The organism is Arhodomonas sp. KWT (genome assembly GCF_010993615.1).
Genome location: NZ_WNXE01000853.1, coordinates 1 through 723 on the forward strand (window position 1 = coordinate 1; position 723 = coordinate 723).

Consider the following 723-nt stretch of genomic DNA (forward strand, 5'->3'; position numbering starts at 1 on the left):
GCCGACCTACGGGCGCCACCGCGGGTAGGTCGTGCACGGCCGGTGGCCGTGTGCGACGTCCCCGCCGGTGAACGGGGAATGTCGCACGCCTTCGGCGCACGACCTACGCGGTTGCACCCTGGGGCATTACCCAACCTATCGGTTGCCTGGAGTAGCCGAGCGAGGCGGGCCTGCTTGTGCCTTTGGCTCGGCTGCTGGAGTCGCCGACGCTGTGGCAGTCTGGGCGGCGTTTGCAGATTCGGCGAAGAGGTATCCTCATGCAGAAGCTCCAGGCCGCGCTCCAGCGCATCGACGGCAAGGGCTACAAGGCGTACCGCGATATCGAGGGCGAGTATGCCTTCGATGCCTTCACTCTCGTCGTCGATCACGTCCAGGCGGATCCGTATGCCGCGCCGTCGCGGCTGCGCGTGATCCTGCCCTACGACGTGGCCGACCTGCCCGGGGACTGCGTGACCGGCGAGCGGGCGCGGGCCGCGCGGGATTACCTGGCGCGCTGTTTCCGCCGCGCGGTCCGCGACGAGCGCGCCATGGCCATCGATGCCGGGGCACAGACGGTGCTGGACCGCACCGCGGTGCTGTTCACCGACACCGGGGTGGAGGTGCGCTTCACCCTGGGCCTGCCGGCGCGGGGACGGACGATCCTCGGGCGCCAGGCGGCGGCGCTGCTCTGCCGGCGCCTGCCGGAGGCCGTGGAGGCCCTGCGCCCGGGGCAGCGGGACGATG

Annotated in this window: 1 protein-coding gene; it reads left to right on the forward strand. The window is 71.5% G+C overall.

Annotated elements, in window-relative coordinates:
• Window positions 1-257: 257 nt before the first annotated feature.
• A partial coding sequence (locus tag G7A99_RS22870) for an ABC-ATPase domain-containing protein (protein ID WP_240466391.1) occupies window positions 258-723 on the forward strand: 466 nt, incomplete at its 3' end.